General features: G+C 66.2%; 29 protein-coding genes, 2 tRNA genes, 1 other RNA gene and 1 pseudogene. 12 read left to right on the top strand and 21 right to left on the bottom strand.

Annotation, left to right across the window (positions count from 1 at the left end; genetic code table 11):
- Nucleotides 1–202 precede the first annotated feature (202 nt).
- The 4 genes from parE to ACESMO_RS09385 form a co-directional block, all read right to left on the bottom strand.
- Complete coding sequence (gene parE / locus ACESMO_RS09400) at nt 203–2308, bottom strand: DNA topoisomerase IV subunit B (RefSeq protein ID WP_372707900.1); 2106 nt, start codon at nt 2306–2308, stop codon at nt 203–205.
- Nucleotides 2271–2651, bottom strand: coding sequence for a hypothetical protein (locus tag ACESMO_RS09395; protein WP_372707899.1), 381 nt, complete (start codon nt 2649–2651; stop codon nt 2271–2273). The genes parE and ACESMO_RS09395 overlap by 38 nt, the downstream gene beginning before the upstream one ends.
- A gap of 18 nt (nt 2652–2669) precedes the next feature.
- On the bottom strand, nt 2670–2840 hold the full coding sequence (locus ACESMO_RS09390) for a hypothetical protein (protein ID WP_372707898.1): 171 nt from the start codon (nt 2838–2840) through the stop codon (nt 2670–2672).
- A gap of 228 nt (nt 2841–3068) precedes the next feature.
- On the bottom strand, nt 3069–5405 hold the full coding sequence (locus tag ACESMO_RS09385; protein WP_372707897.1) for an ATP-dependent helicase: 2337 nt from the start codon (nt 5403–5405) through the stop codon (nt 3069–3071).
- Nucleotides 5406–5524: 119 nt separating this feature from the next.
- Here ACESMO_RS09385 and ACESMO_RS09380 point away from each other — a divergent pair, with 119 nt between their 5' ends.
- Entirely contained in the window at nt 5525–5719 is a 195-nt protein-coding gene (locus tag ACESMO_RS09380; protein WP_372707896.1) for a hypothetical protein, read from the top strand.
- Between the two features lie 3 nt (nt 5720–5722).
- Nucleotides 5723–6049: a hypothetical protein gene (locus ACESMO_RS09375; protein ID WP_372707895.1), complete on the top strand. Its 327-nt coding sequence runs from the start codon at nt 5723–5725 to the stop codon at nt 6047–6049.
- Nucleotides 6050–6052: 3 nt separating this feature from the next.
- On the opposite strand, the gene ACESMO_RS09370 is transcribed toward ACESMO_RS09375, so the two are convergent.
- Nucleotides 6053–6769, bottom strand: coding sequence for an SIMPL domain-containing protein (locus ACESMO_RS09370; protein ID WP_372707894.1), 717 nt, complete (start codon nt 6767–6769; stop codon nt 6053–6055).
- 48 nt (nt 6770–6817) lie between these two features.
- Nucleotides 6818–7042, bottom strand: coding sequence for a ribbon-helix-helix domain-containing protein (locus ACESMO_RS09365; protein ID WP_372707893.1), 225 nt, complete (start codon nt 7040–7042; stop codon nt 6818–6820).
- A gap of 113 nt (nt 7043–7155) precedes the next feature.
- On the opposite strand from ACESMO_RS09365, the gene ACESMO_RS09360 reads away from it, so the two are divergent.
- Together ACESMO_RS09360 and ACESMO_RS09355 are read left to right on the top strand one after the other, a co-directional pair.
- A complete protein-coding gene (locus tag ACESMO_RS09360) occupies nt 7156–7911 on the top strand; it encodes a Coq4 family protein (protein ID WP_372707892.1) in 756 nt (251 codons plus the stop codon).
- Between the two features lie 96 nt (nt 7912–8007).
- Nucleotides 8008–8952, top strand: a complete 945-nt coding sequence (locus ACESMO_RS09355) for a DMT family transporter (RefSeq protein WP_372707891.1) — start codon at nt 8008–8010, stop codon at nt 8950–8952.
- On the opposite strand, the gene ACESMO_RS09350 is transcribed toward ACESMO_RS09355, so the two are convergent.
- The 4 genes from ACESMO_RS09350 to fumC all read right to left on the bottom strand — a co-directional run bounded on the left by ACESMO_RS09350 (nt 8949) and on the right by fumC (nt 11579).
- On the bottom strand, nt 8949–9107 hold the full coding sequence (locus ACESMO_RS09350) for a hypothetical protein (protein WP_372707890.1): 159 nt from the start codon (nt 9105–9107) through the stop codon (nt 8949–8951). The genes ACESMO_RS09355 and ACESMO_RS09350 overlap by 4 nt on opposite strands.
- 2 nt (nt 9108–9109) lie before the next feature.
- On the bottom strand, nt 9110–9286 hold the full coding sequence (locus ACESMO_RS09345; RefSeq protein WP_372707889.1) for a DUF4169 family protein: 177 nt from the start codon (nt 9284–9286) through the stop codon (nt 9110–9112).
- Nucleotides 9287–9459: 173 nt separating this feature from the next.
- On the bottom strand, nt 9460–10191 hold the full coding sequence (locus ACESMO_RS09340) for an AAA family ATPase (RefSeq protein WP_372707888.1): 732 nt from the start codon (nt 10189–10191) through the stop codon (nt 9460–9462).
- Complete coding sequence (fumC, locus tag ACESMO_RS09335) at nt 10191–11579, bottom strand: class II fumarate hydratase (protein WP_372707887.1); 1389 nt, start codon at nt 11577–11579, stop codon at nt 10191–10193. The genes ACESMO_RS09340 and fumC overlap by 1 nt, the downstream gene beginning before the upstream one ends.
- Before the next feature lie 93 nt (nt 11580–11672).
- Between fumC and ACESMO_RS09330 the strand changes: the two genes are divergently transcribed.
- A complete protein-coding gene (locus ACESMO_RS09330; protein ID WP_372707886.1) occupies nt 11673–12035 on the top strand; it encodes a RusA family crossover junction endodeoxyribonuclease in 363 nt (120 codons plus the stop codon).
- Here the strand turns inward: ACESMO_RS09330 and ACESMO_RS09325 are convergent.
- The 5 genes from ACESMO_RS09325 to miaA all read right to left on the bottom strand — a co-directional run bounded on the left by ACESMO_RS09325 (nt 12020) and on the right by miaA (nt 15309).
- The gene (locus tag ACESMO_RS09325; protein ID WP_372707885.1) at nt 12020–12424 is read right to left on the bottom strand and encodes a GFA family protein; all 405 of its coding nucleotides are present in this window, start codon (nt 12422–12424) and stop codon (nt 12020–12022) included. The genes ACESMO_RS09330 and ACESMO_RS09325 overlap by 16 nt on opposite strands.
- Before the next feature lie 66 nt (nt 12425–12490).
- A complete protein-coding gene (locus ACESMO_RS09320; RefSeq protein WP_372707884.1) occupies nt 12491–13261 on the bottom strand; it encodes a C13 family peptidase in 771 nt (256 codons plus the stop codon).
- 56 nt (nt 13262–13317) lie between these two features.
- The gene (locus ACESMO_RS09315; RefSeq protein ID WP_372707883.1) at nt 13318–13806 is read right to left on the bottom strand and encodes an SspB family protein; all 489 of its coding nucleotides are present in this window, start codon (nt 13804–13806) and stop codon (nt 13318–13320) included.
- Nucleotides 13807–14018: 212 nt separating this feature from the next.
- Nucleotides 14019–14385: a transfer-messenger RNA gene (gene ssrA / locus ACESMO_RS09310) on the bottom strand.
- A gap of 39 nt (nt 14386–14424) precedes the next feature.
- Nucleotides 14425–15309 carry a tRNA (adenosine(37)-N6)-dimethylallyltransferase MiaA gene (gene miaA, locus ACESMO_RS09305; protein WP_372707882.1) on the bottom strand — a complete coding sequence of 295 codons (885 nt, stop codon included), beginning with the start codon at nt 15307–15309 and terminating at the stop codon, nt 14425–14427.
- Nucleotides 15310–15381: 72 nt separating this feature from the next.
- Here miaA and ACESMO_RS09300 point away from each other — a divergent pair, with 72 nt between their 5' ends.
- The 3 genes from ACESMO_RS09300 to ACESMO_RS09290 all read left to right on the top strand — a co-directional run bounded on the left by ACESMO_RS09300 (nt 15382) and on the right by ACESMO_RS09290 (nt 18444).
- A complete protein-coding gene (locus tag ACESMO_RS09300; protein WP_372707881.1) occupies nt 15382–16464 on the top strand; it encodes a P-loop NTPase in 1083 nt (360 codons plus the stop codon).
- Nucleotides 16465–16529: 65 nt separating this feature from the next.
- Nucleotides 16530–17627, top strand: a complete 1098-nt coding sequence (locus ACESMO_RS09295) for an NADH:flavin oxidoreductase (RefSeq protein WP_372707880.1) — start codon at nt 16530–16532, stop codon at nt 17625–17627.
- 88 nt (nt 17628–17715) lie between these two features.
- Nucleotides 17716–18444 (top strand): sterol desaturase family protein, encoded by a 729-nt coding sequence (locus ACESMO_RS09290; protein WP_372707879.1) that lies wholly within the window; start codon nt 17716–17718, stop codon nt 18442–18444.
- Nucleotides 18445–18531: 87 nt separating this feature from the next.
- Here the strand turns inward: ACESMO_RS09290 and ACESMO_RS09285 are convergent, their stop codons facing one another.
- From ACESMO_RS09285 to ACESMO_RS09265, 5 genes are all read right to left on the bottom strand, one after another.
- Nucleotides 18532–18855 (bottom strand): YbjQ family protein, encoded by a 324-nt coding sequence (locus ACESMO_RS09285; RefSeq protein WP_372707878.1) that lies wholly within the window; start codon nt 18853–18855, stop codon nt 18532–18534.
- Nucleotides 18856–18857: 2 nt separating this feature from the next.
- Entirely contained in the window at nt 18858–19385 is a 528-nt protein-coding gene (locus tag ACESMO_RS09280) for a dihydrofolate reductase (RefSeq protein WP_372707877.1), read from the bottom strand.
- On the bottom strand, nt 19385–19720 hold the full coding sequence (locus tag ACESMO_RS09275; RefSeq protein ID WP_372707876.1) for a phosphoribosyl-ATP pyrophosphohydrolase: 336 nt from the start codon (nt 19718–19720) through the stop codon (nt 19385–19387). The genes ACESMO_RS09280 and ACESMO_RS09275 overlap by 1 nt, the downstream gene beginning before the upstream one ends.
- Complete coding sequence (locus ACESMO_RS09270; protein ID WP_372707875.1) at nt 19687–20556, bottom strand: thymidylate synthase; 870 nt, start codon at nt 20554–20556, stop codon at nt 19687–19689. Before ACESMO_RS09270 ends, ACESMO_RS09275 begins: the two co-directional genes overlap by 34 nt.
- A gap of 273 nt (nt 20557–20829) precedes the next feature.
- Nucleotides 20830–21378, bottom strand: coding sequence for a DUF924 family protein (locus tag ACESMO_RS09265; protein ID WP_372707874.1), 549 nt, complete (start codon nt 21376–21378; stop codon nt 20830–20832).
- Between ACESMO_RS09265 and ilvC the strand changes: the two genes are divergently transcribed.
- Nucleotides 21377–22393 carry a ketol-acid reductoisomerase gene (gene ilvC / locus ACESMO_RS09260; RefSeq protein WP_372707873.1) on the top strand — a complete coding sequence of 339 codons (1017 nt, stop codon included), beginning with the start codon at nt 21377–21379 and terminating at the stop codon, nt 22391–22393. The genes ACESMO_RS09265 and ilvC overlap by 2 nt on opposite strands.
- 80 nt (nt 22394–22473) lie before the next feature.
- Here the strand turns inward: ilvC and ACESMO_RS09255 are convergent.
- Nucleotides 22474–22550: transfer RNA gene (locus tag ACESMO_RS09255), tRNA-Pro, on the bottom strand.
- A gap of 156 nt (nt 22551–22706) precedes the next feature.
- Here ACESMO_RS09255 and ACESMO_RS09250 point away from each other — a divergent pair.
- From ACESMO_RS09250 to ACESMO_RS09240, 3 genes and pseudogenes are all read left to right on the top strand, one after another.
- Nucleotides 22707–22780: transfer RNA gene (locus ACESMO_RS09250), tRNA-Gln, on the top strand.
- A 73-nt stretch (nt 22781–22853) separates the two neighbouring features.
- Nucleotides 22854–22988: pseudogene (locus tag ACESMO_RS09245) on the top strand (DUF6538 domain-containing protein); the annotation flags it as partial.
- Nucleotides 22989–23318: 330 nt separating this feature from the next.
- Nucleotides 23319–24533 (top strand): site-specific integrase, encoded by a 1215-nt coding sequence (locus tag ACESMO_RS09240; protein WP_372707921.1) that lies wholly within the window; start codon nt 23319–23321, stop codon nt 24531–24533.
- Nucleotides 24534–25373 lie beyond the last annotated feature (840 nt).

Genomic DNA, 25373 nt, shown 5'->3' with positions numbered 1-25373 from the left:
TGACGGCCGCCCTCGTCCTGCTCACGGCGACGTCCTGATCGTCGGTCACAGCCATACCTTCCCGCTGACCGCGCGCGCGCTCGGCTTCGCAGCCGCCGCAGACATGCCGGACTGGAATACGATCGCCTGACGGTGCTCAACCTGAACGGGGCGAACACCACCGCCGTGGTGGGGCGCTACGGGATGCCAACGACCTGCTGAACTACACGTCCAGATCAGCCACCGCGAACTGCGCATTGTCCTGGATGAACTGGAACCGCGCCTCCGCCTTCTTGCCCATCAACCGTTCGACCAGGTCCTCGATTTCGTCTTCCGAGGCCGGGACGGTGACCCGCGCGAGGGTGCGCTTTTTCGGGTCCATGGTGGTCTCCTTGAGCTGGGAGGCCATCATCTCGCCCAGGCCCTTGAACCGGCCGATCTCGGTCTTCTTGCCCTTGAAGACGGTGGCCAGCAGTTCGTCGCGGTGGGCGTCGTCGCGGGCGTACTCCGACAACGGCCCGGCGCTGATCCGGTAGAGCGGGGGCAGGGCCATGAACAGCCGGCCCTGACGGATCGTCTCGGGCATGGAGCGGTAGAAGAAGGTGATCAGCAGCGCCGCGATGTGGGCCCCGTCCACGTCGGCGTCGGTCATGATGACGATCCGCTCGTAGCGCAGGTCCTCAATGTTGAAGCGACTGCCGGGCTGCACGCCCAGCGCCAGCGCCAGATCCGTCAGCTCGATATTGGCACGCAGCTTGTCGGCTGTGGCGTTGGCGACGTTCAGGATCTTGCCCCGCAGCGGCAGGATGGCCTGGGTGGTGCGGTCGCGCGCCTGTTTGGCCGAGCCGCCGGCCGAGTCGCCCTCGACGATGAACAGTTCGGTGCCGTTGGCCGACTGGCGCGAACAGTCCGACAGCTTGCCGGGCAGGCGCAGCTTGCGTGTGGCCTGGGCCCGCTGGACCTCCTTGTCCTTGCGCCGCTTCAGCCGGTCCTCGGCCCGCTCGATGACGAAGCCCAGCAGGGTGTTGGCCTGTTTGGGGCTCTCGGTCAGCCAATGATCCAGCGGATCGCGCATCAACTGCTCGACCAGCCGCTGGGCGTCGGCCGAGGACAGCCGGTCCTTGGTCTGGCCCTGGAATTCCGGGTTGCGGATGAAGACCGAGATCATGGACCCGGCGTTGGCGATGACGTCCTCGGCCGTGATCAGGTCGGCGCGCTTTTCCTTGACCAGTTCGCCGTAAGCCTTGAGCCCCTTGACCAGGGAGGCGCGGAAACCGGCCTCGTGGGTGCCGCCATCGGGCGTCGAGACGGTGTTGCAATAGGACGAGACGAAGCCGTCCGCCTCGCCGAAGCCGATCGGCGACCAGGTCACGGCCCATTCGACGGCCCCGGCTTCACCCTTTCGCTCGACGCGGCCGGAGAAGGCCGGGGTGACCGTCTCCAGGTCGCCGATCCGCTCGGCGAGGGCGTCGGCCAGGCCGTTGGGAAAGTGGAACGCGGCCTCGGTCGGGGTGTGGTCGGTGATCCGTTCAGCGGCGCAGGTCCAGCGGATCTCGACGCCCCGGAACAGATAGGCCTTGGACCGCGCCATGCGGAACAGACGTGCCGGTTTGAACGCCGCCCCGACACCGAAGATCTCCTCGTCCGGCTTGAACCGGATCAGGGTGCCCTTCTTTTTGGACGTGCCGCCCCGGACGATCGAACCGAGCGGCAGTCCGCGGCTGAACGACTGTGTCCACTCATGGCCATCGCGCCAGACCGTGACGTCCAGCCGCTCGCTCAACGCATTGACGACACTGACACCGACGCCGTGCAAACCGCCTGATGTTTCATAGGCTTTTCCGGAAAACTTGCCGCCCGAGTGGAGCACCGTCATTACCACTTCCAGCGCCGACTTACCGGGGTGTTTGGGGTGGGGGTCAACCGGAATGCCGCGACCGTCGTCCTTGACCGACAGCCAGCCGTCGGCGTCGAGATCGACCGTGATCAGCTTGGCATGGCGGGCCACGGCCTCGTCCATGGCGTTGTCGAGGACCTCGGCGAACAGGTGATGCAGGGCCCGCTCGTCGGTGCCGCCGATATACATGCCGGGGCGTTTGCGGACCGGCTCAAGCCCTTCCAGCACCTCGATCGAGGAGGCGGAATAGTTGCCGGGCAGGGGCGGCGCCGAGGGGGCGGCGGGCAAGGGCGCGCTGAGCGGTTCCGGTTCCGGCTTCCGTGCGGCGGCCTGCGGCGTCAGGGCGGGTTCAGGCGTGGCGACGGGTTCGGCCGGGCGCGGTTGCGTCGGCTCGTCATCGAACAGCGAAAGGAGGTCGGCGGACTGGCCCATGCGGATACTGTGCGGCGATTCGGGAGCCGGTCTGGTAGGCCCGCCGCGTCGTCCGGGCAAGCGGCACAGCCTCGGCTGTGGATGACGGCAGCATCGACCGGGTCAGCACCGCCAGGAACAGCACCCAGGGCAGGCTCTGATGGCTCAGCAGGATGCTCTCGGACAGGTTGAGCAACACGAAGGCGGCCAGGAAACCCAGCGGCCGCCAACCTTCGCGCATCCCTGATCCCATCGCCCTGAGCACGGACAGGACAGTGGCCAGCGCCATCAGCCCTCCGACCAGGATCGCCAGCGCGATCGCCGTCGGCCAGACCCGCCAGAGCCGGTCGATGCGGAAGACCACCAGGGCCAGGATCGTCGCTTACGCCGGCAGCCAGACCAGCCGCAGCACCGGCGTCTCTTCCTGCAGCGGCGCGAAGACCGGTCCGATCACGGCACTGGTCAGCATGGGGATGGGCACGCCCGAGGCGATCCGCTCCCACAGACTGGGGGCGGGCTCGGTCAGGACATCGGCTGGACGGGTTTGGCACACCCGCGTCCTCGCTCCCGTCCACGCTGATCGGCACCAGTCGGTAGTCGCCGAAAGGGATGTTACTGACGCACCCGAAAGAGCCGTCCGGATCGGAGAAATGCCTGGGATAGAGATTGTCGTCGTCCGTTCCGTTCCACAACGTAAGGTCAGACCGCAGCAGCTCCTGCGCATCGGTCGGCCCTGAAGCTGCCGTCGAGGCCAGCACCAAGGCCGCCAAAACAGCGCGCATCAAGCCTTCTCTACAAACGTGTCGATCACCTTCTTCTCGCCCGCCTTTTCGAACTCGACCAGCAGCTTGTTGCCCTCGATCCCCGTGACCGCGCCGTAACCGAATTTCTGGTGAAACACGCGCTCGCCCTTTGACCAGCCGCCGCCCGCCTTGGGGTCGGCCGTCGCCACCAGCCTGCCGTCACCCTCGATCAGCGTATGCCGCGCGGACCGGGCGTCGGGGGTCTTGGCGGCGGTGAAGCTCTGGGCCCGCTTCCAGCCGGGTGAGGAATAGCCGGCCCCGAAGGTTGGCATCTCGTCCCAGCGGGATTTGGCGTCCTTCATGCCCGGCGTGACACCGTAGTAGCCGGTGTCGCTCTCGGCCTCGACGTGGGCGATGGGCAGTTCATCGACGAAGCGGCTGGGCAGTTGCGAGGTCCAGCGGCCGTAGACCAGACGGTTGGCGGCGAACGAAATCCGCGCGTCCTGTTTGGCCCGGGTGACGCCGACATAGGCCAGGCGGCGTTCCTCCTCGAGGCCCTTCTCGCCCTTTTCGTCGATGCTGCGCTGGCTGGGGAAGACGCCTTCCTCCCAGCCGGGCAAAAAGACCAGCGGGAACTCCAGCCCCTTGGCCCCGTGCAAGGTCATGATCTGCACCGCGTCATCCGAGCCGCCGCGATCCAGGTCCATCACCAGCGAGACGTGCTCCAGATAGGCCGGCAGGGTCTCGAACGCCTGCATGGACTGCGTCAGTTCCTTGAGGTTATCCAGCCGCGTCTGGCCGGTCGCGCGGTCGGCCTTCTGCATGTCGGTGTAGCCGCTCTCCTCCAGCACGGCCTCGGTCAGCTCCCAGTGGGTCGTGGTCTGGGTCAGGGCGCGCCAGCGGTCGATGTCGCGCACGAAGTTCGACAGCGCGGTCCGGGTCCGCGCCTGTAGCTCGTCCGAGACGATCAGGTCGCGCACCGCAGCCATGGCCGAGCGGCTCGACAGCCGCGCGATCTGCAGCACCTTCTGCACGCTGGTGTCGCCGATGCCGCGCTTGGGCACATTGACGATCCGCTCGAAGGCGAGATCGTCGTCCTCGCTCAGGATCAGCCGCAGATAGGCGTGGGCGTCGCGGATCTCGGCCCGTTCGAAGAAGCGCGGCCCGCCGATCACCTTGTAAGGCACGGCCAGCAGCACGAACCGCTCCTCGAACGCCCGCATCTGGAACGAGGCGCGCACCAGCACCGCCATGTCCTTGTAGGCCATGCCCGCCCGCCGGGCGGTCTCGATCTCGTCAGCGACCAGCCGGGCCTCGGCCTCGCCGTCCCAGACCCCGCGCACCCGCACCTTGTCGCCGCTCAGATCCTCGGTCCAAAGGGTCTTGCCCAGCCGGTCCCGGTTGGCCGCGATCAAGCCTGATGCCGCGCCGAGTATATGCTGCGTCGACCGATAGTTGCGCTCCAGTCTGACGACCTTGGCGCCGGGAAAGTCCCGCTCGAAGCGCAGGATGTTGTCAACCTCCGCGCCGCGCCAGCCATAGATCGACTGGTCGTCGTCGCCGACGCAGCAGACATTGCCGGTGGAGGCCGTCAGCAGCCGCAGCCACAGGTACTGGGCGACGTTGGTGTCCTGATATTCGTCGACCAGGATGTAGCGAAACCGGCGACGGTATTCCTCTGCGATATCCGCATGTCTCGACAGGATGGTCAGATTGTGCAGCAACAGATCGCCGAAATCACAGGCGTTCAGGCTGACCAGCCGGGCCTGATAGGCGGCGTAGAGGGCGTGGCCCTTTCCATCGGCGAAATCCTCGCCCGGCGGCAGTTTCTCCGGTGTCCAGCCCCGGTTCTTCCAGTGATCGATCAGGCCGTTCAAGGACTTGGGCGTCCAGCGTTTGGTGTCGAGATTCTGGGCCTCCAGCACCTGTTTGCAGACCCGCTCCTGATCGTCGGTGTCGAGGATGGTGAAGGTGGATTTCAGCCCGACCAGTTCCGCATGCCGCCGCAGGATCTGCGCCGCCACCGAGTGGAAGGTCCCCAGCCAGCGAAGCCCCTCGGCCGATGGGCCGATCAGACGGGTGATCCTCTCGCGCATCTCGCGCGCGGCCTTGTTGGTGAAGGTGACGACCAGCAGCTCCCACGGCCGTGCCCGACCGGTCGCCAGAATGTGCGCCAGCCGCGTGGTCAGTACCCGCGTCTTGCCCGTGCCCGCTCCGGCCAGCACCAGCACCGGGCCGTCCACCGTCTCGACCGCCTCGCGCTGCTCTGGGTTCAGGCCGGCCAGATAGTCGGCGGTCGGCGTTTCGGCCCCGCCGGGGCCGCGCGAACGCGCGAGGTCGGAGATACGCGGGGCAGGGGTGTCGGGGAGACTCATCGGTAGAACATAAGGGGCACGAGGCCTGATGTCAGCGCCGCCGTGCACAGGCGCTTGCGGAACCGCCAAGCCTGACCGCCGTTCCGCTGTCATCGTCAACACGGGGCTGGGAGAAATCCATGGTCGAGACCAACAATAGCCGCGGAGGCGGCAACGTCGGGCTGGCCTTCATCGTCGGCGGCATCGTCGTCGTTCTGGCCATCGTCGCCTATTTCGTCTTCGCGCGAGGCGGCACGCCGGAAACCAAGGACGTCAATGTCGACGTCAACCTGCCGGAGGTTTCCGCCCCGGCCGTTCCCGGAACTGGAGGCTGAACCATGACCGATCCCAACATCCCCCCCTCGGAGCGGCCTGAGGTCGTTCACAACACCACCATCAACAATCCGCCGTCAGGCAGCGGCAGCGGCGGCGGCAGCGGCAGCGGCAGCAGTAGCTGGATCGGCTTCCTGGTCGGCGGCCTGCTGCTGGTGGTCGTTGTCATCGCCTTCGTCGTCTTCTCGAGAGGCGGCATGAGCATGGACGGCAAGGACACCAACGTCGACGTCGACGTCGACCTGCCGGCCATGGAAGCGCCCAAGATGCCGGACCTGCCGAACATGGAACCGCCGACACTGCCGTCGCCTGGTCCCGCACCGGCGAACTGATCCTCAGCGCAGGCGGTAGCTTATGGTGGTCACGACCCGGACCTTCTTGTCCGGGGACTGGCTTTCGTCGCCGATCTCGTCGCGCGACAGGAACTCGAATGACCCCTGCGTCGCCTGACGGATGGGACCGAGCGGCGCGCCGGAGTCCTTGGCGAACTGCTCGGCACCCGTCCTTGCGGCGGCGGTCGCCTCGGCGATCATGGCGGGGCGGACGGTGTTCAGTCTGGTGAAGCGATAGGTCGCGCCGTTGAAGTCCTGCAGCACCAAGCCCTGACGCACCAGGTCATTGAGCGCGCGGGTGGTTGCCTGAACCCGGGCCACGTCGGTCGTCCGCACGATCACCGTCTGGGCCAGGATGAAGCGGGGCCCGCCCGTCTGGCTGGCGTATTCGCGCGAGCGCGTATCCGCGACCTCCAGCCTTCCCAGCGACACCGCTTCGGCTGGATAACCCTGCGTGGTCAGGAAGCGGCGGACGATGGCCAGATCGCCGTCGATGCGCGTCTGCACCTCGGACAGCACGTCGCCTGATGCCGTGAACCGGACCGGCAGGACGGCCAGATCGGCCTCGACGTTACGCTCGGCCACGCCGCGCACGGTGACGGCGCGGTCGCCGACGCGGGCATTGACCACGCCCTGTCCGATGAAGGCACCGGCCCCGATCAGGCCTAGACCCAGCAGGCCGCCGAGCGCCGCCGCCGGAATCAATCGATTGTCGACCATGGTCTTCTCTCCGAACGCAGTTCAGCAGGCGCTCGCGGCGTTCGGCTGTCAAATGGTCGTGAAGGATCTGTCGCCGCCCGCCCAGGCCAGCGCCAGAAGACGACAGGCGGAGGCCAGGGGCGTGCGGCCCCGCGTCTCGTCGATCCGCTTCATCATGCCCGCCCGGGTCAGGCCCAGGTCGGTCGCCACGGCGTCGAGCACCACCCAGAAAGCGGGTTCCAGCGCCACCGAGGTGGCATGGCCGGACAGGGATACGGACCGCTTCTTCAGCATGCGCGGCACCCTAGCGCGATGTCGCGCCGACGCGCCATGCCCACTTCATGATCGACGTTCACCTGTTAACGGGATCGGGTTATAGTGCTCCGCCCTCGGGGCAGGATGCCGTCATGACCGCCACCGCTGAATTCGACCGGGTCGATCGCCTGCGCCCGCAGAAGCTGGAGCCGATGAAGGCGTTCCGCGCCTTTCGAAAGTTGATTCGGGACAAGGAAGACACCACTCAGGTGTTCGAGATCATGAGGGCGCTGTCGGGTCGCTCCATCGCCCGTGGCTATGATCGCATGCTCAAGACGATGGAGGGCGGACGTCAGGCCTTCATGCGAGAGGAGCTGGCCCACAAGCTGGACGACCCCGTCTGGCTGGCGCGGTTCGCGCCCGGCACCGTCGGCGCGGAGTACCGCGCCTTCCGCGAGGCCCGGGGGTTCACCGCCGATGGTCTGGCCGACGAGGCGCGCAAGGTCGGCCCCTTGGTCGACGCGCCCCATCCCGTCATCTGGTATTCGCGCCGCATCCGCGACGTGCATGACATCTGGCACGTCCTGACCGGCTATGAGACCGACGCCCTGGGCGAGGCCTGCGTGGTGTCCTTCTCCCACGCCCAGACCGGCAATCTCGGCTTCGCTTTCATCGGCTGGGCGGCCGCGCGCGAAATCCAGCGGGAAGCCCGTTCGGTTCCCGCGCGCCGCGCCGCCTGGCAGGCCTGGCGCAATGGACGGGTCGCCCGCTGGCTGCCCGCTCTCGACTATGAGGCCCTGTTCGAACAGCCGCTGGACGCCGCTCGTGCCCGGCTGAGGATCCGACCCGCCACCATCTATGATTCAGTGTCGGCCGAGACCCGCGCCGGGTTGAAGCTGCGCGCCTGACCCTCTGCGGCGACTTTCGGACGCCATTGGCGGCGCGTGTGGATCAGGCCGCACAACCCGCTTGCCCGATCCCGCGCGGCGGTCCATTTCGGGCCGGTGACCTCCCCCACCGAAACCCAGCCTGAAGCCAAGGCCCCGCGCCTGTCGTCCGCCGCCGCGCTGGCGATCGGTGGGGTCGTGGTCTGCGCCCTGATCTGGGGCACGACCTGGTACGCCATCACCTGGCAACTGGGGACGGTGGACCCGATCGCCTCCGTCGTGTGGCGTTTCGGGCTCGCCGCCATCATTCTGTTCGTCGCCTGTCTGGTCGCGCGGTTGCCGATCCGCCTCAACCCGGCCCAGCATCTGGCCGCCATGGGGCAGGGGGCATTCGTCTTCGCCGTCTCGTATGCCTTCGTCTACCAGTCCGAACAGCGGATCCCATCGGCCATCGTGGCGGTCATTTTCGCGGCGCTGGCCTTCCTGAATCTGGTGCTGTTCCGCGTCGCGGCGAAGCAGAAAGCCTCTTCGGCTGCTTGGGGCGGGGCCAGTCTCGGACTGGTCGGCGTCGCGGTCCTGTCGGGCAGCGAGGTCATCGCGGCGAACATGGATGCCCGCGCCCTGATTGGCGTCGGCATGGCCACTCTGGCTGTCGTCAGTTCGGCATTCGGCAACTATTTCTCGTGGCGCGGCCAGCGCGAAGGCTCGCCCGTGCTGTCCTCGACGGCATGGGCCATGGCCTATGGCACCGGCATGCTGGTGATCTACGGGCTGGCGACCGGCGTCGAATGGCGCATCGCCACTACGCCCGGCTATCTGCTGTCGCTGCTCTATCTGTCGGTGTTCGGCTCGGTCGTGGCCTTCGCCATCTATTTCTGGATTGCCCGTACCCGCGGCTATGCGCTGGCCAGCTACATTTCCGCCCTGACGCCGCCCATCGCCATGCTGGTCTCCACCCTGTTCGAGGGGGCCCGCTTCGGCTGGCCCGCGCTGGTGGGACTGCTGCTGGTGCTGGGCGGGCAGGTCATGTTGATCCGCGCGCCCAAGATCTCCGTGGTTTAGCCAAACCAGCCGCGCTTCTTCTTTCGCGGTGGCGGAAGACCCGCCTTCTCCGCCGTTTCGGCCTCGCGTCGCTCGCGCTCGGCTGCCATCCGCATGGCGACGAGGATGGGGATCAGGCCGTGCTTGATGCGGGGGTTATCTCGCGGACCCGTCAATCTCAGTCCTCCAGCTTGGAGCCGTCCAGCAGACGGTCGGTGGCGGCGCGTTCACGCTCGGCCTTCATCTTGTCAGCCCGGGTCTGGCCATGGGCCGCGCGGTTGGTTCTGGCAGCCGATTTCGCTGCGGCCCTGGCACCATCCTTGCGGAAGCGGTTCAGGTTGATCAGCTCGCCCATGGCCGTCTCCATAAGGCAACTCCTGGCAGGGTTACGCGATGACCTGACGTCGAAAGCGTCAGGAGCAGCCTATGCTAGACCGGTCCACCATCCGCGAACACCTCGAAGTGGTCGGCTCGATCGGCGAGCCTTTCCGGCGCGTCGACCTGTGCTCGCCGACAGGATCGATCCGGTCATTCCTCGGCGAGCAGCACGTCCAGATAGATCTCGCGCCGGTTCAGGAAGCCGCGGGTGATCTGATAGTGTTCGGTGTCCTCGTAGTCGATCCGCTCCAGCCCCTGCGGCGACGCCTGATAGATCCAGGCGTCGGGGTAGCCGAGGATGATCGGTGAATGGGTGGCGATGATGAACTGTGATCGCATCCGCACCAGTTCGTGCATCCGCGCCAGGAAGGACAACTGCCGGCTGGGAGACAGGGCCGCTTCGGGCTCGTCGAGGATGTACAGGCCGTCGCCCATGAAACGGTTATCGAACAGATTGAAGAAGCTCTCGCCGTGCGACTGTTCATGCAGCCCGGTCTGGCCCGCCCGGCTCGTGCCTGACTCCTCCAGATAGCTGGCCGTCGTGAAGAAGCTCTCGGCCCGCAGGAAATATCCGTCCCGTGCCTTGAGCGCCGACCGCACCGGCCGCACGAAGCGATGCAGGGGCGAGTGCGAGGCACGCGTCGAATACTGGTGGTCCCGCGACCCGCCCTCGGCATTGAAGCCCCAGGCCACGGCCAGCGCCTCGATCAGCGTCGACTTGCCCGATCCATTTTCGCCGACCAGGAAGGTCACATTGGGGTGGAACGCCAGCGTTTGCCGCGACCGCACGGCCGCCAGGTTGAAAGGATAGACCGTGTCGTCCCACCCCTCGCGCCGCTCAAACCGCGCCTCGATCCAGTAGGGGCGGGTGAGGGCGGTCATCACCCCGGCGAGATCATCTTCTCGGGCCGTACCGCCGCGTCGAACTCGGCGTCGGTCAGATAGCCGCCGCCGACGGCCTCTTCGCGCAGGGTCGTGCCGTTCTTGTGGGCGGTCTTGGCGATTTTGGCGCAGGCGTCATAGCCCAGCTTGCCGTTCAGGGCCGTCACCAGCATCAACGAATTATCCAGGCCGCGCTTGATGTTGTCCTCGCGCGGCTCGATCCCGACGACGCAGTTGTCGGTGAAGCTGATCGCCGCATCGGCCATCAGGCGGACCGACTGCAGGAAATTATAGGCCATCACCGGGTTGTAGACGTTCAGCTCGAAATGCCCTTGAGACCCCGCGAAGGTCACGGCGGCATGGTTGCCGAACACCTGCACACAGACCTGGGTCAGGGCCTCGCACTGGGTCGGATTGACCTTGCCCGGCATAATCGAACTGCCCGGCTCATTCTCCGGCAGGGCCAGTTCGCCGAGGCCGGACCGCGGACCCGAACCGAGGAAGCGGATGTCATTGGCAATCTTGAACAGCGACGCGGCGACCGTGTTGATGGCCCCGTGGCTGAAGACCATGGCGTCATGGGCGGCCAGGGCCTCGAACTTGTTGGGGGCCGTGACGAAGGGCAGGCCGGTGATGGCGGAGATCCGCTCGGCCACCTGTTCGGCGAAGCCGATCGGGGCGTTCAGGCCGGTGCCGACGGCGGTGCCGCCCTGGGCCAATTCCATCAGTTTCGGCAGGGTCAGTTCAATGCGCTCGATGCCGTTGGCGACCTGCTGGGCATAGCCGCCGAACTCCTGGCCCAGCGTCAGGGGCGTGGCGTCCTGGGTGTGGGTCCGGCCGATCTTGATGATGTGGGTCCAGGTCTCTGACCTGGCCTTCAGCGCCGCATGCAGGTGGTTCAGCGCGGGCAGCAGATCGCTGACCACCTGTTCGGCGCAGGCGATGTGCATGGCCGTCGGGAAGGTGTCGTTGGACGACTGGCTCATATTGACGTGGTCGTTGGGATGGACCGGCTTTTTGGAGCCTATCTCGCCGCCCAGCATCTCGATGGCCCGGTTCGAGATCACCTCATTGGCGTTCATGTTCGACTGGGTGCCCGAGCCGGTCTGCCACACCACCAGCGGGAAGTGGTCGTTCAGCCTGCCGTCGATGACTTCATTGGCCGCCGACACGATGGTCTCGCCGATTTTCGCGTCCAGCTTGCCCAGCGCCATGTTGGTTTCGGCCGCGGCGCGTTTGACGATGCCAAGGGCCCGCACGATCGGCAGGGGCTGTTTCTCCCAGCCGATCTTGAAATTGCCCAGTGACCGCTGCGCCTGCGCCCCCCAGTAGCGATCCGAGGCGACCTCGATGGGGCCGAAGGTGTCGGTTTCGGTGCGGTGCGTCATGGTCGGCAAGGGCTCTTCGGACGTGGCGGGGCGGTGCGCTGCGGTGTAGCACGGAGGGGCGGGCGAACAAGGCGCGCGGGCGAGGACGGCTGAATGACCCCCGGCTGGATCGGTATCGGCAAAGTCCGCGCCCGGGAGACCGGCGACGCCGTCGAGATCACCATCGACGGCCTGACCACCCAGGCCAAATACTACAAGCCGCTGGTCTATGAGTTCATGCGCAAGGAGTGGCGCTTCCGTCCCTCATACGGGGACTACGTCGTCGAGATCGTCATGGAGCACGTCGGTGATCCGCCGTTGATGGATCTCGACAACCTGGCCAAGGCACTGCTCGACGCCATCAAGGGCTATCTGTTTCATGACGATGCCCAGGTCGCGCGGCTGCTGGTCGAACGCCGCGAGGGCGAGCGCGAGCGGATCACGATCCGGGTGTTTCCACGTCAATCCGCGGGTTGACCGGGGTAGCGGTCGAAGGCCGGCAGGTCATGCGCGGTGGCCATCCATCCAATCCGCTCGGCCGTCTGAATCTGGGCCTGGAGGGGCAGGGCGTCGGGCGTATCCAGCGTGGCGCTCTGCACGTCGGTCATGCCGGGAAAAACGACGTCGTTGGTGTAGAACAGGCTGGTCCCGCACACGCCACAGAAATGCCTGAGCGCTTGCTCCGATGAGGCGTAGGCGCGTGGGCTGCCGGTAATGATTACCTGATCGGTCGGGACGAGCGCCCAGGCCACGGCCGGCGCGCCGCTGGCCTTGCGGCAATCGGTGCAATGGCAAAGGGCGTGGTGGGCCACTTCCTCCGTCATCTGATAGCGCACGGCACCGCAATGGCATCCTCCGGACAGCATGGTCGTTCCTCCCTGCGTCGTATGAATGTTCTCTATACGTTCTCAAGGGTGGACACCAGTGGTTGTTCAGCCGGTGGGGCGCGTGAACCGCAGCGTCGGCAGCCGGATCTGCATCTCGGCCCCCACGAACAGTTGCGGCTGCGAGGACAGTTCGACCCCCGCCTCGGCCTCCCTGAGGACCACGCAGGCGCGCGCGCTGGCCGCCAGCGCCAGAAAGTCCGTCGCGCTCGGCAGGGATTCCAGCACGCAGCCGTCGAACCACGGATAGGTCTCCTGCGCGCCGCAGCCGAAGGACGTCCGTTCGCGGCTGGCGGCCGTCAGGATCATGCGGTTGGGCGCCGCCAGCGCGTTGACGAAGATGCCCGAATAGCAGGCCGAGACGATCACCACCGTCGGCCGGGCACCGCACCACCGGCGCACCAGCCGGGCCATGTCTGCGGGAGCCAGCTCCGCGTCCGGGCCGAAGACCACGGCCTCGGGCGAACCGTGCGACGTCAAATACAGCACGCAGCCCCGCTGTCCGCGTTGAGCGGCAGCGGCCACGCCGTCCATCACGTCCTGCGCCGACACGGGATCGGTGAGGTGCGGGTTCAGGGAGTAGTCGACCATCGTCTCGCGCGGCAAGCCCGCCGTCTGCAATGCCCGAACGAGATCTCGCCGGGCATTGTCGAAGGCCAGTATCGGATCGCCGTCGCCGTCGCGCCAGTCGGCGGCGATCACCGCCGTGGTCCAGCCTTCGAAGCGGTTGGGGGCCGGGCTGGAGGCGGGCGATTGCGCGCAGGCCGGCGCTGCGAGCGCCAGCGTCATCGACAGAACCGCGATCAGAAACCGCCCCATGGATCCTCGCTCAAGTTGAAGGCGACGTTAGCCGAACCGGCGGGGAGGGGAAGGGGTCACTTCTTCCGGAACTGATCCAGCGACACGACCTTGGGCGCGTCGTCGCCGCCCAGGGGCTCGACCTCGGCGGGTGGCATCGCCGCGATCTCCACGGCGATTTCCTCGATCGTGGCGGGGGCCTCGAACTGCAGCAGGAACTGCACCGACGGATCATAGAAACGCGTCACGGCGGTGTAGGGCATGGACAGCACCTTGGGCATGCCGCCGAACTTCAGCATCACCGAGAAACGGGTCGCCTCGACCGTCAGGTCCCAGTACTGATGCTGGAGCACGACCGTCATCTCGTCCGGATATTTGGCCATGATGTCGGGCGGCACGCTAACGCCCGGCGCGCGTGTCTTGAAGGTAACGTAGAAATGGTGCGCCCCGGGGATGCCCGCGGGCAGGGCCGCCCGTTCGAGGGCCGAGCGGATGACGCCGCGCAGGGCGTCCTGCGCCAGCTGCTCGTAGAGCATCTCGTCGACTGGCGGGGTCTCGTCGGCCATGGCGCGGTCCCGGTTGATCCGCGACTGATAGCTGTGCGCGAAGGCCGGCGAAAGGCGCCAAGGTGGTGAAAATGCCAAGGCTTCTGTTGGCAGGCCCCCCTCATCCTTCAAAAGAAAGGGAGGGCGCGTCATTGGGGGAAGGTGGAGGGCTTCTGTTGGCAGGCGCCCCCTCGCCTTCCAGGAAAGAGAGGAGGGCGCCTTAAATGGGGGAAGGTGGAGGGCTTCTGTTGGCAGGCGCCCTCCGGGCCCCGCCCCAGGAACTGATCCCTGAGGACTTAAGTGTTCGAAATCACTCGAACCGCTTATGCGGCGAGAGCGACTTCTCCAGCGAAGTTATCGTTCGCAGTTAGAAAATGGCCCGATACGGTGGGCCAGGACGGGCGAAAGCAGTCTTTTTTACACGTCCGTCGATGCTAGTCGGCCCCATGCTCGCTCCGCCGATAACGCTGGGAAGAAATGGTGGAGCCGCCGGGAATCGCACCCGGGTCCGGTCCGCTTATTACAAGCGCGTTTATCGCCATAGTCCGGGCGAACCCGGACATCACCGATATAGGGCGTTTCAGTCGAAATTCAAAGCCCCTCGGCGGCCTCATGCGGTGACCCGGTCGCGGTTGCTGTTTATCGGACCAAGCTGTCGACGGGTGACTGACCCCACTGGCTCATGCGGTTCCGACTCCAGGTCAGCTGTCGCTTGGCGTAATTGCGCGTCGCCTGCCGGGTGGCTTCGACGGCCTGTTCCAGCGTCGTCTCGCCCACCAGATGAGCCGCGAACTCGCGCACGCCCACGGCCTTCATGGCCGGCAGGCCGGGGTCCAGCCCGCGCGCGACCAGGGTACGCACCTCGTCGAGCGCCCCGTTTTCCACCATCCGCGATACCCGGGCGTCGCAGTCGGCGTAGAGCGCGCCGCGCTCGGGCGCGAGGACCAGACCGCGCCATGAACCCGGTGGCAACAACGGCCTGGTGTCGGCCCGCCAATCGCTCAACGCACGGCCCGTATGCGTGGCGACGGACTGGGCGCGGACCAGCCGCTGCCGGTCGCCGACCTCGATCGCTTCGGCCGCGCGGGGGTCGATCTCCGCCAGCCGTTGCCGGAACGCGACCTCTCCGTCCGCGTCGAAAACCCGTTCGGCGGCGGCGCGGACGGCCGCGGGCACGTCGGGAATATCGGCCAACCCCTCGGTCAAGGCGCTGAAATATAGCCCCGTCCCCCCGACCAGCACCACCGGTCGCCCATCCATCTCGACCAGCAAGGTCATGACCGCCCGGGTCCAGCGACCCACCGACCAGGCATCGGCCGCGTCGGCCACGCCATAGAGCCTGTGCTCCGCGAGAGCCTCCTCGTCCGCCGTTGGCCGGGCGCTCAGCACGCGCAGATCGTGGTAAAGCTGCTGGCTGTCGGCGTTGACGATCACCGCGCCCGTCTCGCGCGCCAACTCAAGCGCCAGCCGTGATTTGCCTGAGGCCGTGGGGCCGGCGATTAGCTGGATGAGGGGTCGGGACAAATCAGCGCTCGCGGGCAGGGGTCTCCGGCGATAGAACGCAGGCCCCGCCCCCGCAACCCGGACCTGACCGCCTTGCCCGACCGTTCCGACGTCCTCGCCGCGCTCGACGGCGTCCTCGACCCGAAGTCCGGACAGGGGCTGGTCGCCGCCGGTCTGGTCCAGGGTCTGGTCGTCGCGGAAGATCGCGCGGGCTTCGTGATGGAGGTCAAGGCCGCCGACACCGTCGTGTATGCCGCCGTCCGCGACGCAGCGGAGGCCGCACTGAAAGCCCTGCCCGGCATGGCGAAGGTCTTCGTGATCATGACGGCAGAGGCCGTCACCGCGCCCGCGCCCCGCCGCGCCTCCCTGTCCCCGCAAGCCGTCGATCAGGGCCGCCCGAAGGCTCCCGTCGCCACCGACCGCCCCGCCCATGTTCGTCGCGTGCTCGCCATCGCCAGCGGAAAGGGCGGGGTCGGAAAGTCCACCGTCGCGGTCAACCTGGCCGTCGCCCTCGCCCAAATTCAACGAAATGGGCGCGGCCTGTCGGTCGGCATCCTCGACGCCGACGTCTATGGCCCGTCCCTGCCGACCATGCTGGGCATCGCGGGCAAGCCCGAATACAGTGATGGCAAGATCCAGCCACACGTCGCCTACGGTCTCAAGGCCATGTCCGTCGGGCTGCTGACCAAGGCTGACGACGCCATGATCTGGCGCGGGCCCATGGCGTCCCAGGCCCTGACCCAGATGCTGACCCAGACCGCCTGGGGCAGCGAAGAGGCCCCGCTCGACATCCTCGTCGTCGACCTGCCTCCGGGCACCGGCGACGTGCAACTGACCCTGGTCCAGAAGACGCCGCTGGACGGCGCCGTCATCGTCTCCACGCCGCAGGAAGTCGCCCTGGCCGACGCCCGCCGTGCCTACCGGCTGTTCGAAAAGGTCTGCGTGCCGACCCTGGGCCTGATCGAGAACATGACCGGCCCGGTGTTCGGCGAGGGCGGCGCCAAGGCCGAGGCGGAGCGGCTGTCCATTGATTTCCTCGGTGCCCTGCCGCTGGACGCCGCGTTCCGCAAGGGCGGCGACGCCGGCCGACCTACAGTTCTCGACGTGCCTGATGGGGACCTCGCCGCGCGCTTCGCGGGGATCGCAGACGCGGTAGCGAAAAAACTCGGTCTCTGAGGGTTTCCAAACGAAACTCTAGCCGCCACCTTGTCGGTTCCAGTCATTTCTCCCCGAGAGTCCCGATGAGCGTCGACGCCCTATTCCGGCCCTTCCAGGTCAAGTCTCTCAAAATGCCCAACCGTGTGGTCATGGCCCCCATGACGCGGTCCTTCTCGCCGGGCGGCATCCCCACCAGCGACGTCGCCGGTTATTATCGCCGCCGGGCCGAGGGCGGCGTCGGCCTGATCGTCACCGAGGGCACGGTCGTCGAGCGACCCGCCGCCCGAAACGACGCCAACGTCCCCCTCTTCCACGGCGAGGCCCTGCCCGAATGGAAGACGGTGGTCGATGAAGTCCACGCCGCCGGCGGCCTGATCGCGCCGCAGATCTGGCACGTCGGCTCGGCGCGCGGCCGCGGCCAGGACTGGGCCCCGCTGGGCAAGGTCGACAGCCCCTCGGGCATGACCACGCCGGGCAAGCGCGGTCTGGAGCCGATGACCGACGAGGACATCGCCGACACCATCTCAGCCTTCGGCCGGTCCGCCCGGGCCACGCGCGAACTTGGCTTCGACGCGGTCGAGATCCACGCCGCCCACGGCTATCTGATCGATCAGTTCTTCTGGTCGGGCCTCAATGACCGCGATGACCGCTGGGGCGGTTCCACCATCCGCGAGCGCGCCCGCTTCGGGGCCGAGGTGGTCAAGGCCGTGCGCGAGGGCGTCGGGCCCGACATGGCCCTGATCATGCGTCTGTCGCAGTGGAAGCTGCAGGACTACGCCATCAAGAACGCCCTTACGCCGGAGGAACTCGGCGAATGGCTCGCCCCGCTGGTCGAGGCCGGTGTGGACGTGTTCCACTGCTCGCAGCGCCGCTTCTGGGAACCGGAGTTCGAAGGTTCGGACCTGAATTTCGCCGGCTGGACCAAGAAGATCACCGGCCTGCCAACCATCACCGTCGGCTCGGTCGGTCTGGACGGCGAGTTCATCGCCTCGTTCGGCGGCGCGGGTTCCAAGCCGGCTTCGCTGGACGGGCTGATCGCGCGTCTGGAGACGGACGAGTTCGATCTGGTCGCCGTCGGCCGCGCCTTGCTGGCCGATCCGCACTGGGTCGCCAAGGTCCGCGACGGCCGCCTCGACGAACTGAAAGACTTCGAAGGCAGCGCCATGATGACGCTGAGCTAGGGGCGAGCGGAGCAGGGTCTTGGCCGAGGCGTAAAGAGCGACCTTTTCAACCCTCGCCCCTCGGGCCGCAGGCCTCTAACATCTGCGCATGATTGCGGCCGTCCTCATCACCACCGTCTGGCTCAGCCTGATCATCGGCGCGCGCTATCTTCTGCTCGCGGGCGGGGTGTGGTGGTTGCTGTGGGGCCGCGAGGGCGGCGTCGGTCGCCAGCTCAATCGCGAGCGACCGTCGCGCCGGTTGATGGCGCAGGAAATCCGCTATTCGCTGATCTCGACGCCCATCTATGCCTTCCCGGCGGCCATTGCGCTCGAGGCCCTCAAGGCCGGCGGCACGCGGATGTATCTCGATCCGTCCGTATACGGATTGTGGTGGCTGCCGGTCAGTTTTGTCCTGCTTTTGCTGGTGCAGGACGCCCACTATTACTGGACCCACCGGCTGCTGCATCACCCGCGGCTGTTCGCCTGGACCCACGCCGGCCACCATCGCTCGCGCGAACCCAGCCCCTTCGCCAGCTTCGCCTTCGACCCCATCGAGGCGGTCGCTACCGCCTGGCTGCTGCCGCTGCTGGTGTTCCTGATTCCGGTCAACCTCTGGGTCGTCGTCGCCCTGCTGACCTTCATGACCATCAGCGCCGTGATGAACCACTGTGGCTGGGAGATGTGGCCCGATCGCTGGGTCCGCTCAGGCCCCGGCGCACAGCTGATCACCGCCACCCACCACAGCCGTCACCACACCCATATGCGGACGAATTTCGGCCTGTATTTCCGGCTGTGGGATCGACTGTGCCGGACGGACGCGATGCCGGACGTGAAGTGACGAGAGACGAGGGACGAGTGATTAGTGGGAGGTGTTGCGCGAACGAAGCAGCTGATTACCAGCCACTCGCCACTAACCACCCGTCACTCACGACGCCGGCTCGATCACCACCGCCGTGCCATAGGCCAGTACTTCAGTAATCCCAGGCATGATCTCGTTGGCGTCGTAGCGCATGGCCAGGATTGCGTTGGCCCCCATGGACCGGGCGTGCTGGATCAACTCGTCATAGGCCTCGGCGCGCGAGGTCTCGGCCAGTTTCACATAGGCCCCGACGCGGCCGCCGAGCATGGATTGCAGGCCGCCGACCGCGTCTGAAATCACGTTGCGCGAGCGCACGGTGATGCCGCGCGCCATACCCAGCGTCTTCACGACGCGATAGCCTGGCGCCTCATTGGTGGTCACGATCAGCATGGTCATTTCCTGTCCAGGACGCGGAAGACGAAGGCGTGGTCGTCCTTCTCGCCGGCCGGATGCGCATCCGACGATACCTCCACGAATGCACCCTCGTCGAACACAGGGAACAGCGCGTCGCCCTCGACCTCGGCGTCGACCTCGGTGATGTAGAGCCGCTTGGCCCGGGGCAGGGCCTTCTCGAACAGGGCGGTGCCGCCGATGACGCAAATCTCGTCCAGCCCGTCGTCCTGGGCCTGTTCCCGCGCGATCTCGATCGCCTCGTCCAGCGAGGTGCAGACCAGCGCCCCGCGCGACCGCCCTTCGGCCTCATAGGATTCGTCGCGCGTCAGCACGATGTTCAGCCGCCCGGGCAGGGGCCTCAGCGGCAGGCTCTCCCACGTCTTGCGACCCATGATGCAGGGCTTGCCGATGGTGATGGCCTTGAACCGCTGCAGATCGCTGCGCAGCCGCCACGGCAGGTCGCCGTCGCGGCCGATGACGCCGTTGCGCGCGCGCGCGACGACGAGGGCGAGGGGGGGAATGGACATCAGCGCGGCTCCAGCCAATGCAGCCATTTGCGCTGCATGGCCTGTTCAAGATCGATCCCCGCCCCGTCGCAATAGATCAGCAGCATCCCCAGCACATCCGCCGCCTCGTCGCCCAGCGTGCCCGCGTCGGCGGTGCCTCGCGCGCGACCGCTTAGGCGCAGGTGCTCGGCCGTCAGCTCGCCCAGCTCTTCCTGCAGCTTCAGCAGGGCCCAATCGCCGGACCGGTCGATGCCGTGCTCGGCGGCGTAGATGTCGGAGATGCTCAGGACGTCGGCCTGCAGACCCTTGAGGTCGAGCGCCATCAAACCGCGACCGGTGCCTTGATATGCGGCCAAGGCTCATAGCCTGCCAGCACGAAATCCTCCAGCCGATAGGCGAACAGGTCGTCGCGCGGCGTGATGGTCATGGTCGGGGCGGGCAGGGGTGCGCGGGCCAACTGGGTCTCGGCCTGTTCGACATGGTTCAGATACAGGTGGGCGTCGCCGAAGGTGTGGACGAACTCACCGGGCTTCAGGCCGCAGACCTGCGCCACCATCATCGTCAGCAGCGCATACGACGCGATGTTGAACGGCACCCCCAGGAAGACGTCCGCCGACCGCTGATACAGCTGGCAGCTCAGTTTGCCGTCGGCGACGAAGAACTGGAACAGGCAGTGGCAGGGCGGCAGGGCCATGTCGTCGACGTCCGCCGGGTTCCAGGCGGTGACGATGTGGCGGCGGCTGTTGGGGTTGGTCTTCAGCCCGTGGACCAGCTTTTCGATCTGGTCGATGACACGACCGTCCGGCGCGCTCCACGATCGCCATTGCTTGCCGTACACCGGCCCCAGCTCACCCTCGGCGTCGGCCCATTCGTCCCAGATCTTGACGCCGTTTTCCTGCAGCCAGCCGATGTTGGTCTCGCCGCGCAGGAACCACAGCAGTTCGACGATGATCGACCGCAGGTGCAGCTTCTTGGTCGTCAGGACCGGAAAGCCCCTGGCCAGGTCGAACCGCATCTGCCGCCCGAACACCCCCAGAGTGCCGGTGCCCGTCCGGTCGTCGCGCTGTGACCCATTGTCGAGGATGTCGCGCAGCAGATTGAGGTACTGCCACTCGGGATGATCGGCGGCGACCGTCCCCAATTCGCTTTGAGTGCGGGCTTGCAGGTCAGCGAGGGTGGCTACGGCGTTCATGGGCAGGACTGTGCCGGTGATTCGCCCGGCTTGGCAGGTCGCTGATTCGCTTGCCCACAGAAACCGCTCTGCTGTCTCCTCCCTGTTCGCAAAGCGAATGGGGAGGTGGCGCGGCGCGCCTTCGCGCCGTGACGGAGAAGGCGACGCCGGCCGGGCCGGTGGAACGCCAGTCCCCTGTCACCGGTTCGCCCCCTCTGTCTCGCCGGCTGGCGCCGCCGAGCCACCTCCCCATCGGCGGCGCCGACAGGGAGGAGACGGATCGATCGGCCAGCCTCACCCCCTGAAACCATCCTCATCCAGAAACGCCCGCTCGTCCGGCGTCGTCTCGCGGCCGAGAGCGCGGTTGCGGTGAGGGAAGCGTCCGAAACTGGCGATGACCTTGTGATGGTGTTCGGCCCAGCGGTCGTCGGCGGCGCGCTCCATCGTCTGGAACAAGGCCACCTGTCGGTCCTGCAACGCCATGTCCTCGGCATGCTGAAGCGGGAGATAGACGAACCGGCGCAGGTCGTTCTCGATCGCGTCGTCCTGCCGTCCATCCAGCGCCTGGATGGCGAACATGCGCGCCAGCGGGTCAGTGGCGAAGGCGTGGGCAGTACCGCGGAAGACGTTGCGCGGGAACTGGTCCAGCAGGAGCAGCAGGGCCAGCGAGCCCTCGGGCGTCTTCGCCCAATGGTCCAGCTCGCGCCGCGCCGCCATCATGTGCCCGTGCTCGAAAATGCGCTGAAAGGCAGCATCGAACGCGTCGTCCTTGGCGAACCACTTCGAAGGTCCGGCCTCTTTCCAGAAGGCGACGACGTCGGAAGGCGTTATGTCTGTGCTCATGACCCATCAAATAGCCGCGCCGCTGCCCGTGTTCCATGACCGCGACTGCGATCTTTCGATCGTTCGCGGCAAGCGGGTGGCCGTGATCGGCTACGGCAGCCAGGGCCGGACCCATGCGCTGAACCTGCGCGACAGCGGCGTGGCCGACGTCGTCGTCGGTCTGAAGGCGGGCTCGGCCACCCGAGCCAGGGCCGAGGCCGACGGCTTCCCGATCCTGACCGCCGGCGAGGCCGCCGCGAGCGCTGACGTCGTCGCCGTGATGGTCTCCGATGAGGCCCATCGCGACCTCTGGCGCGACGAACTGGCCCCGGCGATGAAGCCGGGCGCGGCCCTGATCTTCGCCCATGGCCTGTCGGTGCGGTTCGGCCTGGTTCAGCCGCGCGCCGACATCGACGTTATCCTGGCCTCGCCCAAGGGCATCGGTCCGCGCATCCGCGATCTGTATGTCGAGGGGCAGGGGGTCTTCGCCCTGTTCGGCGTGCATCAGGATTTCACCGGCGCCGCCCACGCCCTGGGGCTGTCCTACGCCGCCGCCCTGGGCTGCGGCCGCAAGGGCATTCTCGAGACCACCTTCGCCGCCGAATGCGAGAGCGACCTGTTCGGCGAGCAGGTGGTGCTGTGCGGCGGGGTCGGCGAACTGATCGACGCCGCCTTCATGAAGCTGGTCGACGCCGGCTATCCGCCCGAGGTGGCCTGGTTTGAATGCTTCTATGAGGTCAAGCTGGTCACCGACCTGATGTTCGAGCGCGGCATCGCCGGAGCCTTCGCCAAGATTTCGAACACTGCGGAGTACGGGGCCTATCTGACAGGGCCCCGCATCATCGGCGAGCCCTCGCGCACGGCGATGGACGACGTGCTGACCGAGGTCCGCGACGGCTCGTTCGTGAAGCGATTGATGGCCGACTACGACGCCGGCTCTCCCGATCTTCTGGCCCGCCGCAAGGCCTTGGGCGAACGCACCATCGAGTCCGTCGGCGCGCATCTGAACGCGGTGGCCGCGAAAGCAGCGGATTGAACAAAAAAAGGAGGCGCCGGCGCGCCCGACCTGCGCTCAAGCCATGAGCCCTCGTGGGGCAAATGCTGGCGCGGGGAAAATGGTCGGAGTGAGAGGATTCGAACCTCCGACCCCTGCGTCCCGAACGCAGTGCTCTACCAGGCTGAGCCACACTCCGACTTGAGGAGGGGGCTTATAGCGACGGGGTCACAGGGCCGCAAGCGAGGAAACGCGACGCCGGGAAATAGTCCTGAAGGCGGGTGTTGCATCGCCAGCGGCCTTGTCGTATCTCGCACGCCTTCCGGGGTTTCAGCCCCGGAAACGCCGGACCTGCTGGGGAATGGTGTAATGGTAACACTCCGGTTTTTGGTACCGTCATTCAAGGTTCGAGTCCTTGTTCCCCAGCCATCCTCCTTCAAATCCAGCAATGCCCGCCTCGTAAGGGTTTGGCCGTATCCCTGATACAAAAAGGTGATACAAAATGCGGGTTATGAAGGGTCTGGAAAAAAGAAATGGAATCTGGCGCGTTCGCATCGCGATCCCGGCCGATCTGCGCGACTCTTGGGGCAAGCGCGAGGAAATCGTCAGCCTCAACACAAGCGACGAGAACGATGCGGTCCGGCTCGGTGCCCCCCGAATTGCGGGGATAAAGCAGCGCATCAAGGCGATGCGAAATCCGGCCGCGCCGCCGCCCGTCATGCGGCCCGTTCGCATGAGCCGCGAGGAAGTCTTCACAACCATCCAGACATGGCGACACGGCGAGATCGACACCGCCTATCGTGCCTTCTGGAATGACGAAGCCGTCGCGGATCATTCACCCGCCGCGTCCCGGCTGCGCTACCTACTCCAGCACCACAGTACCATCGACCAGATCGAGGACTTGACCGACAGGCTGGCCGAAATCCTCGCCGTTCCACCCGCGACCCCGTTCCTGCTCAAGCGTGACGTGCGCGAGTGGTTCAGATCGGCATGGAACGATGTCGAGGAGTTCCGCGACCGGTTCTCGCGGGACGACTTCAACGGCTGGCCCGAAGAGGACGACGCGCTGGTCCCGGCGACAACGCCGACCGCCACGGCGCCGCTATCATCGGCAGGGATGAAGCTGTCCGAACTGCGCGATGCTTGGGACAAGGTGAAGCCCCTCGACCCACGTCAGAAGGGATACATTCGTCGCCTGATCGAATTCCTGGGCGACCGCGACATCGCCAGCGTCGAACCCTCCGACATGGACGACTTCAAGGCGGCTCTTTCGACCTTCCCCCTGACCAAGCGACCGGCCGACGACATGCTGCCGTTCGCCGTCCTGAACGCCAAGTGCGAGGGGACCGCTCAAGCCCGGCTCCACATCAAGACCATCTGGAACTGGATCAACACCTACAAATCCATGTTCGCCTTCGCTGTTTCGCGCCGAAAGATGACGTTCAATCCAGCCGATCACACAATGCCGAAGCCATCTGCCGAAGAGGCGAACGAGCGGAAGCCCTACGATGAATCCGACCTGGACTTCATCTTCACACGGCCGATGTTCACCGGGTTCGCCGGGAAGGGTGAAGCCGGTTACCGAGACCAAGCCGGTTCGCAGGTGGTCCGAGATTCCAAATACTGGCTTCCGATTGTCGCGATCCACACCGGGATGCGGCTTGAAGAGCTTGCCAGCTTACGGACCGACGAGATCGTAGACCGGGAGGGGATCGTCGCGTTCGACCTAACCAAGCGGCCATTGTCGGGCGCCCGTTCAGTCAAGAATAAATCGGCCCGTCGCATCATTCCGCTTCACAAGCGGCTGTTCGACCTGGGCTTCGTCGATTGGACGCGGCTGCAATCCGACGACGTGTTCCCGGACCTGACAACAGACGCGAAGGGCAAGAGAGGCTCACAGTTTAGCAAGTGGTGGGGAAAATGGTGCAAATCAAACGCGGAGAGAGAAGGGCAGGGCATCGACGATGCAGCCCTGACCTTCCACAGCTTCCGGCACAGCTTTAAGCGCGCGGCCCGCCAGTCCCCAGTCAAAGAAGAAATCCACGATCTCCTGACCGGCCACAAGGAAGGCAACACGGTCGCCCGTGGCTACGGTTCGGGGGCCGATCTCGCAGTCCTCAAGGAAGCGATAGACCAGATCGACATCGGTCGGCCTCAAGGGATGGCCTTCCGCTTCACCTGACCGCTTCCTCAATGATACGATCCGCCGAGGCTGATCCCCATCATGCCGCGACGGTGCTCGGGACGGTTCCCTCCACCGTGCCCAACGACCGTTTGATGGCCGTCACAGTGGTCGTTGGGCACGGTGGAGGGAACCGTCGCGGCATGATCAAGGGCAGCCTTCGGCCATCGTCTCGGCACCGGTTAGGAACACGGTCAGGAAGCCGTCCAGGAGACCGTGGAGACCACGATCACACCAAGGCTGGGCGCGAGCCGCAACCGCGCCATTCGTCTCCTGACGGCCTTGGGAGATGATCATGGACGACCTGGAGAAGACGGTGGGGGACGGTGAAGAGGGACCGTTGGTGGACCGTCATGACAGCCCACCCAGCCGGATTCGTTCCGGGCGCGCCATCGTCTCCCCCATTGTTGAAAACGCTGCGGATTTACCGTCCCCACGACCGTTTTCCGACGATCTCTACACAACCCTTCTACACAATGGTGACCACGATCAGGGGTCAAGGTCAGGGAAACGTTCAGGAAAACAGGCGGGCGACTGCTACACAAACCGTGCCTGGGTCAGTTCAACCGACCGAGCCGTTCGACGATATCCAACGGCTATAGGTCCGGTTTCGGGCGCGAAGCCCACTTCTCAAATCGACCCATAGCGGACGTCAACGCGGCCCAAAAACGACTGCTAAACAGCCAATCATTCCAACCATTGAAACCATGAACCCAACGACGGCGACCGAGACCCATGGGTCTCGGCGATCAGAAGGTATCTCGCACCACCTACCCGTCAGTTCGACCGCCTGGCGGCCTCGGCCTGCAATCCCGTGTTCAATGAACACGAGAACGCAGC

Origin of the sequence: Brevundimonas sp. (assembly GCF_041688735.1) — a bacterium.
Classification (GTDB): Bacteria; Pseudomonadota; Alphaproteobacteria; order Caulobacterales; family Caulobacteraceae; genus Brevundimonas.
Note: the sequence above shows the minus strand (reverse complement) of the source record. Positions and strands in the feature narration are given on the sequence as shown.

Coding starts and splice junctions, on each gene's coding strand:
- parE (WP_372707900.1), bottom strand. CDS start 2,308: ATGGGCCAGTCCGCCGACCTCCTTTCGCTGTTCGATGACGAGCCGACG.
- ACESMO_RS09385 (WP_372707897.1), bottom strand. CDS start 5,405: ATGAGTCTCCCCGACACCCCTGCCCCGCGTATCTCCGACCTCGCGCGT.
- ACESMO_RS09380 (WP_372707896.1), top strand. CDS start 5,525: ATGGTCGAGACCAACAATAGCCGCGGAGGCGGCAACGTCGGGCTGGCC.
- ACESMO_RS09375 (WP_372707895.1), top strand. CDS start 5,723: ATGACCGATCCCAACATCCCCCCCTCGGAGCGGCCTGAGGTCGTTCAC.
- ACESMO_RS09370 (WP_372707894.1), bottom strand. CDS start 6,769: ATGGTCGACAATCGATTGATTCCGGCGGCGGCGCTCGGCGGCCTGCTG.
- ACESMO_RS09365 (WP_372707893.1), bottom strand. CDS start 7,042: ATGCTGAAGAAGCGGTCCGTATCCCTGTCCGGCCATGCCACCTCGGTG.
- ACESMO_RS09360 (WP_372707892.1), top strand. CDS start 7,156: ATGACCGCCACCGCTGAATTCGACCGGGTCGATCGCCTGCGCCCGCAG.
- ACESMO_RS09345 (WP_372707889.1), bottom strand. CDS start 9,286: ATGGGCGAGCTGATCAACCTGAACCGCTTCCGCAAGGATGGTGCCAGG.
- ACESMO_RS09340 (WP_372707888.1), bottom strand. CDS start 10,191: ATGACCGCCCTCACCCGCCCCTACTGGATCGAGGCGCGGTTTGAGCGG.
- fumC (WP_372707887.1), bottom strand. CDS start 11,579: ATGACGCACCGCACCGAAACCGACACCTTCGGCCCCATCGAGGTCGCC.
- ACESMO_RS09330 (WP_372707886.1), top strand. CDS start 11,673: ATGACCCCCGGCTGGATCGGTATCGGCAAAGTCCGCGCCCGGGAGACC.
- ACESMO_RS09325 (WP_372707885.1), bottom strand. CDS start 12,424: ATGCTGTCCGGAGGATGCCATTGCGGTGCCGTGCGCTATCAGATGACG.
- ACESMO_RS09320 (WP_372707884.1), bottom strand. CDS start 13,261: ATGGGGCGGTTTCTGATCGCGGTTCTGTCGATGACGCTGGCGCTCGCA.
- ACESMO_RS09315 (WP_372707883.1), bottom strand. CDS start 13,806: ATGGCCGACGAGACCCCGCCAGTCGACGAGATGCTCTACGAGCAGCTG.
- ACESMO_RS09295 (WP_372707880.1), top strand. CDS start 16,530: ATGAGCGTCGACGCCCTATTCCGGCCCTTCCAGGTCAAGTCTCTCAAA.
- ACESMO_RS09290 (WP_372707879.1), top strand. CDS start 17,716: ATGATTGCGGCCGTCCTCATCACCACCGTCTGGCTCAGCCTGATCATC.
- ACESMO_RS09285 (WP_372707878.1), bottom strand. CDS start 18,855: ATGCTGATCGTGACCACCAATGAGGCGCCAGGCTATCGCGTCGTGAAG.
- ACESMO_RS09280 (WP_372707877.1), bottom strand. CDS start 19,385: ATGTCCATTCCCCCCCTCGCCCTCGTCGTCGCGCGCGCGCGCAACGGC.
- ACESMO_RS09270 (WP_372707875.1), bottom strand. CDS start 20,556: ATGAACGCCGTAGCCACCCTCGCTGACCTGCAAGCCCGCACTCAAAGC.
- ilvC (WP_372707873.1), top strand. CDS start 21,377: ATGACCCATCAAATAGCCGCGCCGCTGCCCGTGTTCCATGACCGCGAC.
- ACESMO_RS09265 (WP_372707874.1), bottom strand. CDS start 21,378: ATGAGCACAGACATAACGCCTTCCGACGTCGTCGCCTTCTGGAAAGAG.